This is a genomic window from Pseudomonas endophytica (genome assembly GCF_001411475.1).
GTDB classification, from domain to species: domain Bacteria; phylum Pseudomonadota; class Gammaproteobacteria; order Pseudomonadales; family Pseudomonadaceae; genus Aquipseudomonas; species Aquipseudomonas endophytica.
This window is the reverse complement of record NZ_LLWH01000061.1, coordinates 1-8,216: the sequence shown is the minus strand read 5'-3', so window position 1 is coordinate 8,216 and position 8,216 is coordinate 1. Positions and strand designations below refer to the sequence as shown.

The 8,216-nt window shown below is 56.5% G+C and carries 7 protein-coding genes; all 7 read left to right on the top strand.

Going from position 1 to position 8,216, the window contains the following annotated elements; all coding sequences use genetic code 11:
- Positions 1–75 precede the first annotated feature (75 nt).
- On the top strand, positions 76–1,785 hold the full coding sequence (gene recJ / locus AQS70_RS05970; RefSeq protein WP_055101984.1) for a single-stranded-DNA-specific exonuclease RecJ: 1,710 nt from the start codon (positions 76–78) through the stop codon (positions 1,783–1,785).
- Positions 1,786–1,925: 140 nt separating this feature from the next.
- Positions 1,926–3,032: an NADH:flavin oxidoreductase/NADH oxidase gene (locus AQS70_RS05965; protein ID WP_055101983.1), complete on the top strand. Its 1,107-nt coding sequence runs from the start codon at positions 1,926–1,928 to the stop codon at positions 3,030–3,032.
- 37 nt (positions 3,033–3,069) lie between these two features.
- On the top strand, positions 3,070–3,795 hold the full coding sequence (locus AQS70_RS05960) for a tellurite resistance TerB family protein (RefSeq protein ID WP_055101982.1): 726 nt from the start codon (positions 3,070–3,072) through the stop codon (positions 3,793–3,795).
- Positions 3,796–4,103: 308 nt separating this feature from the next.
- Positions 4,104–5,726: a methyl-accepting chemotaxis protein gene (locus AQS70_RS05955; protein WP_055101981.1), complete on the top strand. Its 1,623-nt coding sequence runs from the start codon at positions 4,104–4,106 to the stop codon at positions 5,724–5,726.
- Positions 5,726–6,241 (top strand): chemotaxis protein CheW, encoded by a 516-nt coding sequence (locus tag AQS70_RS05950; protein ID WP_055101980.1) that lies wholly within the window; start codon positions 5,726–5,728, stop codon positions 6,239–6,241. The genes AQS70_RS05955 and AQS70_RS05950 overlap by 1 nt, the downstream gene beginning before the upstream one ends.
- A complete protein-coding gene (locus AQS70_RS05945; RefSeq protein WP_055101979.1) occupies positions 6,238–7,509 on the top strand; it encodes a CheR family methyltransferase in 1,272 nt (423 codons plus the stop codon). Before AQS70_RS05950 ends, AQS70_RS05945 begins: the two co-directional genes overlap by 4 nt.
- Positions 7,506–8,216, top strand: a 711-nt coding sequence (locus AQS70_RS05940; RefSeq protein WP_156355031.1) for a chemotaxis protein CheW, incomplete at its 3' end; no start/stop codon positions are given. The genes AQS70_RS05945 and AQS70_RS05940, both read left to right, overlap by 4 nt.

Sequence of the window (8,216 nt, the reverse complement as noted above, 5' to 3'; positions counted from 1 at the left end):
TGTCGTGTCTTCGCTCGTTGTGTTTTCAAGCGATCTTTATCTGTACTTTTAAAACTAGAGACTTACCTCCCGGTTATGCGCATCGAACCCCGTCCACTGCCCGAAACCCTGCCTTTCTTGGGCGAAATGCCGACCCTGCTGACGCGTTTGTACGCGGCTCGCGGTGTGCAATCTCACACTGAACTGGACAAAAGCTTGGCGCGGCTGATCCCGTATCAACAGCTCAAGGGCATCGACGCGGCGGTGGATTTACTGGTAATGGCGCTTGAGCAGCGTCAGCGCATCTTGATCGTTGGTGACTTTGATGCTGATGGCGCCACGGCCAGTACTGTAGGCATGCTGGGGCTACGTTTACTGGGTGCCGCCCATGTCGACTACCTAGTGCCCAACCGTTTTGAGTACGGCTACGGCCTGACGCCCGAAATCGTTGAGGTGGCGCTAACCCGCACACCGCAGTTATTGATTACTGTCGATAACGGAATTTCCAGCGTTGAAGGAGTGGCCGCAGCAAAAAAAGCTGGGCTGAGCGTGTTGGTCACCGATCACCACTTACCGGGCAACGAGCTGCCGGCAGCCGATGCCATCGTCAACCCCAACCAGCCTGGCTGCGAGTTTCCTAGTAAGGCGCTGGCCGGGGTCGGGGTCATCTTTTACGTTCTGATTGCCCTGCGTGCGCGCCTTAACAGTCTGGGGTGGTACAAAAACGTCAAAGCGCCAAACATTGCCGAATTGCTCGACTTGGTGGCGCTGGGCAGCGTGGCGGACGTGGTGCCGCTAGACGCCAATAACCGGATTCTGGTGCATCAGGGGCTCGAACGAATCCGTGCTGGACGCGCGCGGCCAGGGCTTAAGGCGATCCTTGAAGTCGCGAAACGTGATCACACACGCATCACCTCCACGGACTTGGGGTTCATCCTCGGGCCAAGGCTCAATGCTGCGGGTCGTTTGGATGACATGAGCCTAGGCATCGAGTGCCTGCTAACCGATGACCCTGACGCAGCGCGAGAAATGGCTGCTCAGTTGGATGACATGAACCAAGACCGCAAATCCATTGAGCAGGGCATGCAGCGTGAAGCGTTGGCCCAGCTCAAGGAGCTGACCTTGGACAGCATGCCGTTTGGCTTGTGCCTGTTCGACCCCGAGTGGCACCAAGGGGTGATCGGGATTCTCGCGTCACGCCTCAAAGAGCGTTACTTCCGCCCGACCTTTGCCTTTGCAGATGCAGGTGGCGGCATGCTTAAGGGCTCCGGACGTTCGGTACCGGGCTTTCACATTCGCGATGCACTGAGCGTGGTCGCGGCGCAACACCCAGACTTGATCAGCAAATATGGCGGCCACGCCATGGCCGCGGGGCTTACCTTGCCTGAGGCTAACTTCCCGCTGTTTTCCCAAGTGTTTGACGAAGAAGTCCGACGTCAACTGCGCGAAGAAGACCTTACCGGGCGACTGTTGTCTGATGGCAGTTTGTCGGTTGAAGAGTTTCACCTTGAATTGGCCCGCGCTCTACGTCATGCCGGGCCGTGGGGGCAGCACTTTCCAGAGCCGCTGTTTCACGGGGTTTTTCAACTGGTGGAACAGCGCATTGTGGGCGAGCGCCACTTAAAAGTAGTGCTCAAGACTGAATGCGGCAGCGTCAAGCTGGACGGCATAGCCTTCGGAGTCGACCGCGAAGTGTGGCCTAACCCGACCATCCGCTGGGTTGAGCTGGCTTACAAACTTGACCTCAATGAGTTTCGTGGCAACGAAACCGTGCAACTGATGATCGCCCACATCGAACCGCGCTAAGCCCTGCAAGTGTAGGAGCGAGCAAGCTCGCTCCAGAAGATCTACGCCTCACCCGCTCATTTGAACCCCACCTCATTCATTGTTGTCGACTAAGCTCTAAGGCATGCTTGGAGCCTATCCATCGGAATAAGAGGTGACTCATGAGTTTGTTGCTCGAACCCTATACCCTGCGCCAACTGACCCTTATTAACCGTATTGCTGTCTCACCGATGTGCCAATACTCCGCCGTCGATGGGCTGGCCAATGACTGGCATTTGGTTCACTTAGGCAGCCGCGCCGTTGGCGGTGCCGGTCTGATCTTTACCGAAGCAACCGCTGTCACCCCCGATGGCCGGATCACCGCCCAAGACCTCGGGCTGTGGAAAGACGAGCACATAGAACCCCTGCAACGTATCACTCGCTTTATTCGCGCCCAAGGGGCCGTGGCGGGTATTCAACTGGCGCATGCCGGGCGTAAGGCCAGTACTCATCGCCCTTGGTTGGGCAAACACGGCAGCGTCAAAGTGGACGAGGGCGGTTGGGTGCCGGTGGGGCCTTCACCCATTGCCTTTGATCCTAACCACACTGCACCTAAGCAACTGGATACAGAGCAAATCCAAGGCATCATTCAAGCCTTTGTTGATGCCGCCAAGCGCGCGCTTGAAGCGGGCTTCTCTGTGGTTGAGGTTCACGCTGCTCACGGTTACTTGCTGCATCAATTTTTGTCGCCGTTGAGCAATCAACGACTCGACGAATACGGTGGTTCTTTCGAGAATCGCATTCGTTTGGTGCTGAAAGTGACCGAAGCCGTGCGTGAAGTCTGGCCACAAGAGCTTCCAGTCTTTGTTCGCGTCTCGGCCACCGACTGGGTCGAAGATGGCTGGAACCCCGACGAAACGGTTGAATTGGCACGGCGCCTGAAAGCGTTGGGTGTCGACTTGGTTGACGTGTCCTCGGGCGGCACAGCGGCTTCGGCAGAAATTCCCGTTGGGCCTGGCTATCAAACTCGATTTGCCGAGCGCGTGCGCAAAGAAGCCGCCATCGCCACCGGCACTGTCGGGATGATCACCGAGCCTGCACAGGCTGAGCACATCTTGCGTACTGGGCAGGCGGACTTGATTCTATTGGCCCGTGAACTGTTACGCGATCCGTATTGGCCGCTGCATGCCGATGATGATCTGGGCGGTAAAAAAGCAACATGGCCTGCTCAGTACCAACGTGCGACTCATCGCGACCAACCGATTCACGAATCGGATCTACGTGACTGAGTAGCCCTAATCTGAACCCATAACGAGGAGCTTGCTTATGAACACCCGCGGATTGCTCGATCAGCTGCTGAAGTCTGGCCAAGAACTACTGGAGAAAAAAACCGGCACGCAACAAACCGGCGCTCCTGACGCCAACGCCAAAAAAGGCGGATTGGGTGACTTACTGGGATCTGGCAAGCTCGGCGGTCTGCTCTCGGGGGCTGGAGGCGGGGCTATGGCAGCCAGTGTCTTTGGCCTGTTGCTGGGCAGTAAACGTGGGCGTAAGTACGGCGGCAAGGCATTGACCTACGGAGGTTTAGCGGCCTTGGGTGTGCTGGCCTACAAAGCCTACGGTAACTGGCAGGCAAATCAGGGCAAGGCCCCTGAGCATCCACCGCAAACCATTGACCGTGTGCCTGCCGTGCAAGTAGAAGAGCATAGCCAAGCGATTCTCAAAGCTTTGGTCGCGGCGGCCAAGGCAGATGGACACATTGACGATCGTGAGCGCCAATTGATTGAGGGCGAGCTGAGTAAACTCCAACACGACCCGCAATTGCAGCAATGGCTGCACCTTGAGCTGAACAAACCGCTAGACCCGGCCGAAGTGGCCCGTGCTGCAACCACTCCCGAAATAGCTGCCGAAATGTACATCGCCAGCTTGATCTTGATTGATGAAGAAGCGTTCGGTGAGCGGGCCTATTTGGATGAACTGGCTAAGCAACTCAAACTTGACCCGGCGCTAGTCGTTGAGCTGGAAACCCAAGTCAAAGAAGCCCAAGCCTAAGTAGGTTAAACCCTCTATGTATGAGGTAGGAGCTGCCGCAGGCTGCGATCTTTTGATCGTTAAACACAAAAGATCGCAGCCTGCGGCAGCTCCTACCTCATACAGCTCCTACAGCTCATCATTGTGGTCTTTTTGTGTCGTCATCTGGATGCACCGATGCTGGCGCGTATTTGGCTTGAGAACACAGGTTCTGTGTTCTTGTAAGTATTTTTACTGATTGATGTGAGATCAGTCTCAACCTCCGTGAGAATCATCACGCACCCTCGGCTATACTGCCGTTCATTTGAATCGCCCCCCGAGGATTGACTGTGAAGAACTGGACGTTGCGCCAACGCATTTTGGCGAGCTTTGCGGTGATCATCGCCATTATGTTGTTGATGGTAGTCGCGTCTTACTCTCGCTTAGTTTCGATTGAATCGAGCGAAGAGACAGTCCGAAATGACTCGATCCCAGGGGTGTATTACAGCTCGATGGTGCGCAGTGCCTGGGTTGATAGCTATATCTTGACCTTGCAGCTGCTGGGTTCAGCCTCTCAACGGGACCTGACTGCCGAAGACCGTAAGCTGTATGCCAGCTACGAAGATCGAATTGTTCGTGAGCTGAATAACTTCCGAACGACCATTTTTGAGGACCAAGACCGCGTCGAGTTTGATGAGTTTGAGCGCATCCACGTTCAATACTCCAAGGCGTTGGCTGATGTTCTGCAGCTGTATGAAGACGGCCAAACCGAGCAAGCCAGCGCAATGCTTAATGCGCAACTGGCCCCGTTATGGGCAGCCGGGCGTAAACAGCTCAACGCCATCATTGACAGCAATCGCACCACCGCCGATGCCGCGACAGAAACCATTGCCAATGCGGTAACCACCGCTAAAGTCAGCATGATTGTTTCATTGGTCATTGCTGTCTTGGCTGCGGCGCTCTGTGGTTTCCTGCTGATGCAAGCCATCATGTCGCCAATGAAGCGGATTGTTACGATTCTTCAAGTCATGCGCTCCGGTGACTTAAGCTCGCGTTTGAACTTGGACCGTAAAGACGAGTTCGGCGAAGTTGAGACCGGCTTTAACGACATGATGACCGAGCTCACGGCATTGGTGTCTCAGGCCCAACGTTCTTCGGTGCAAGTCACCACCTCGGTCACTGAGATTGCCGCTACCTCCAAGCAACAGCAAGCGACGGCGACTGAAACCGCAGCCACGACGACCGAAATTGGTGCGACCTCTCGCGAAATTGCGGCTACCTCCCGTGATCTTGTCCGCACTATGACGGAAGTGACCTCGGCTGCTGATCAAGCGTCGATCTTGGCTGGCTCCGGGCAGCAAGGTTTGTCTCGCATGGAAGAAACCATGCATTCGGTGATGGGCGCCGCCGACTTGGTCAACGCCAAGTTAGCCATTCTCAATGAAAAAGCCGGCAACATTAACCAAGTGGTTGTGACCATCGTTAAAGTCGCCGATCAGACCAACCTGTTGTCGCTTAACGCCGCCATCGAAGCTGAAAAAGCGGGTGAATATGGGCGTGGTTTCGCAGTGGTCGCCACCGAAGTTCGGCGTTTGGCCGACCAAACGGCTGTGGCTACCTACGACATCGAGCAAATGGTGCGTGAGATTCAGTCCGCCGTGTCTGCCGGCGTGATGGGCATGGACAAGTTCTCCGAAGAAGTGCGCCGCGGCATGGCCGAGGTGACACAAGTGGGCGAGCAACTGTCGCAAATCATCCACCAGGTTCAAGCCTTGGCGCCGCGTGTGCTGATGGTCAATGAAGGGATGCAGGCCCAAGCCACCGGAGCCGAACAAATTAATCTTGCGCTGGTGCAGTTGGGGGATGCCAGCAGTCAGACCGTAGAGTCCTTGCGTCAGGCCAGTTTCGCGATCGACGAACTCAGTCAGGTTGCCGTTGGACTGCGCAGTGGCGTTTCGCGTTTTAAAGTCTGATGAGCGAGCTTTTATCCAAACGCACGGCCGTCGTGGCGCCGAGTAATCGCCTGTTTCTGGTGTTTTACATCGGCACCGAGCGCTATGCCTTATTGGCGACTGAGGTGGTCGAAGTGCTGCCGCGTTTGGCGCTTAAACCTATTGCTCACGCTCCGATTTGGGTGGCCGGCGTATTTGCGCACCGCGCTCAGATGGTGCCGGTGATTGATATCAGCGCCATGACGTTTGGTCTTGAAGCTGTCGAGCGCACCAGTACCCGTTTGGTGCTGGTCCATTACCGGGGCAAACGGCTAGGGCTGCTGCTCGAGCAGGCGAGCGATACCCTGCGTTGTAATCCGGCGGACTTTCAGCCCTACGGCTTGGATAACCACGACACGCCGTATCTAGGCCCCGTACGCCAAGACGCGAAGGGCTTGCTGCAGTGGATTCGTGTCGACCATCTGCTAAGCCCTGCGGTGTGTGCGCTGCTTTTTCCTCCGAGCCTAGATGACGCCGGTACGCAGGGGCTCGTATGAGTGACGATCAACGTTTTTTCGATTTTTTGAAGCAGCGTATTGGTCTGGATGTGGCGTCCGTTGGTCTGGCGATGATTGAGCGTGCTGTGCGTCAGCGTTGTTTAGCCTTGAACGTGGCTGATAACGATCAGTACTGGCAGTGTCTGATCAGTTCCCATGATGAACAGCAGGCGTTGATCGAGTCGGTCATCGTGCCGGAAACCTGGTTTTTTCGTTACCCCGAATCGTTTGCTACCTTAGGTCGCTTGGCCAAACAGCGCTTGGCTGAGACGGCCGGGCTTAGAACCCTGCGGATCTTGAGCGTGCCCTGTTCGACCGGCGAGGAGCCGTACTCGATTGCAATGGCCCTGTTTGATGCCGCAATTGCCGGCCATCAGTTCAAGGTTGAAGCCTTGGATGTCAGCCCATTGTCCGTGGTGCGGGCACAGTCAGCGTTGTATGGCAAAAACTCATTTCGGGGGCAGGACATTGGCTTCCGTGATCGCTATTTCACCGCTGTGAATGACGCTTACCAACTGTCGGAGCGCGTGCAGGAGCAGGTCAGTTTTAAGGTCGGCAACTTACTGGACCCCACACTGTTCGCCCATCAAGCGCCTTATGACATTGTGTTTTGCCGCAACCTGTTGATTTACTTCGATCTCAATACCCAATACCAAGCGCTGGACGTCCTTAAGCGATTAACCCGTGCCGACGGCGCGCTGTTTATCGGCCCCGCCGAGGGTAGCCTGTTGAGCCGCTTGGGAATGCATTCGATCGGTGCTCCGCAGTCGTTTGCGTTTTGCCACAATCCTGAGCCGGCGCCTGTTGCACGCCCGGTGCAGGCACCGCTTGCGCCGATGCCGCCAGCCCGACCTGTGCCACCGCCGACCGTGCGGCCCTTTGCACCACGGCCGCCCGCAGCCATGCCCCGTGCGAAGAGTCCTGAGCCAAGCCTTGAGGGTGAGCGGGCGTTACTGGAGCAGATCGCAAACTTGGCCAACCAAGGTAAGAGCAGTGATGCGCGGCAGGTTTGTGATCAGTTTTTGCAACAACATGGTCCGCATGCGCAAGTGTTCTACTGGCTGGGTTTACTCAGTGACGTCGACGGGCAAATCCCTCAGGCGCAAAGCTTTTATCGCAAGGCGCTGTACTTAGAACCTCAGCACTCAGAAGCGCTGGCGCACCTTGCCGCACTATTGGCTTCTCAAGGTGATATGGCAGGCGCTCAGCGCTTGCATGAGCGATCTGCCCGTCACCAACGTTCGGTTCACAGTGAGCGCAAACAATGAGAGGTTTATCCGCCCAAAGCTTGATCCATGACGAAGCTCAGGCCATTGATGACTGCTGGAATCGCATTGGCATCTACGGGGACAAGTCCTGCCCCTTATTGCCAGAGCATATTCATTGCCGCAATTGCGCGGTATATGCCGCAGCCGCTACACGCTTGCTGGATCGCTACTCATTCGAGCAGGAATATCAAGAAAACCTCGCCCAGCAAGACCATGAACAAAAAGTCGCAACACGCTCTCTGGTGGTCTTTCGTTTGGGCGGCGAATGGTTGGGTTTGAACACGATCTGCCTAGACGAAGTGGCCAGTATGCAAGCCATTCACTCCTTGCCGCACCAGCGCTCACGGGCGCTGCACGGGGTGGTCAATGTGCGTGGTGCGCTGGTGCCGTGCTTGTCACTGGTCGATCTGCTGGGGCTGGATCCTACGGTTACCGTCAACCCGTCGCCGCGCGTTATGCCGCGTATGCTCATTGTCGCCGCCCATGGCGGGCCTGTGGTGCTGCCAGTGGATGACGTCGACGGCGTGCATAACATAGAAGCACAAGCCTTAGACGCCGCCTCCCTCTCGGGTGAGCATGCCAGCGCCAAATATACCCGTGGGGTGCTGGCATGGAAAAACCGCAGCTTACGCTGGCTGGATGAAGCGCAACTGCCCAGCGCCATTACCCGGAGCCTGACATGCCCCCTGCGCCAATGCGCGACGCCC

Bases quoted from the DNA above. Each gene is read 5' to 3' on its own strand.
- recJ (WP_055101984.1), top strand. From the start codon at position 76: ATGCGCATCGAACCCCGTCCACTGCCCGAAACCCTGCCTTTCTTGGGC.
- AQS70_RS05965 (WP_055101983.1), top strand. From the start codon at position 1,926: ATGAGTTTGTTGCTCGAACCCTATACCCTGCGCCAACTGACCCTTATT.
- AQS70_RS05960 (WP_055101982.1), top strand. From the start codon at position 3,070: ATGAACACCCGCGGATTGCTCGATCAGCTGCTGAAGTCTGGCCAAGAA.
- AQS70_RS05950 (WP_055101980.1), top strand. From the start codon at position 5,726: ATGAGCGAGCTTTTATCCAAACGCACGGCCGTCGTGGCGCCGAGTAAT.
- AQS70_RS05945 (WP_055101979.1), top strand. From the start codon at position 6,238: ATGAGTGACGATCAACGTTTTTTCGATTTTTTGAAGCAGCGTATTGGT.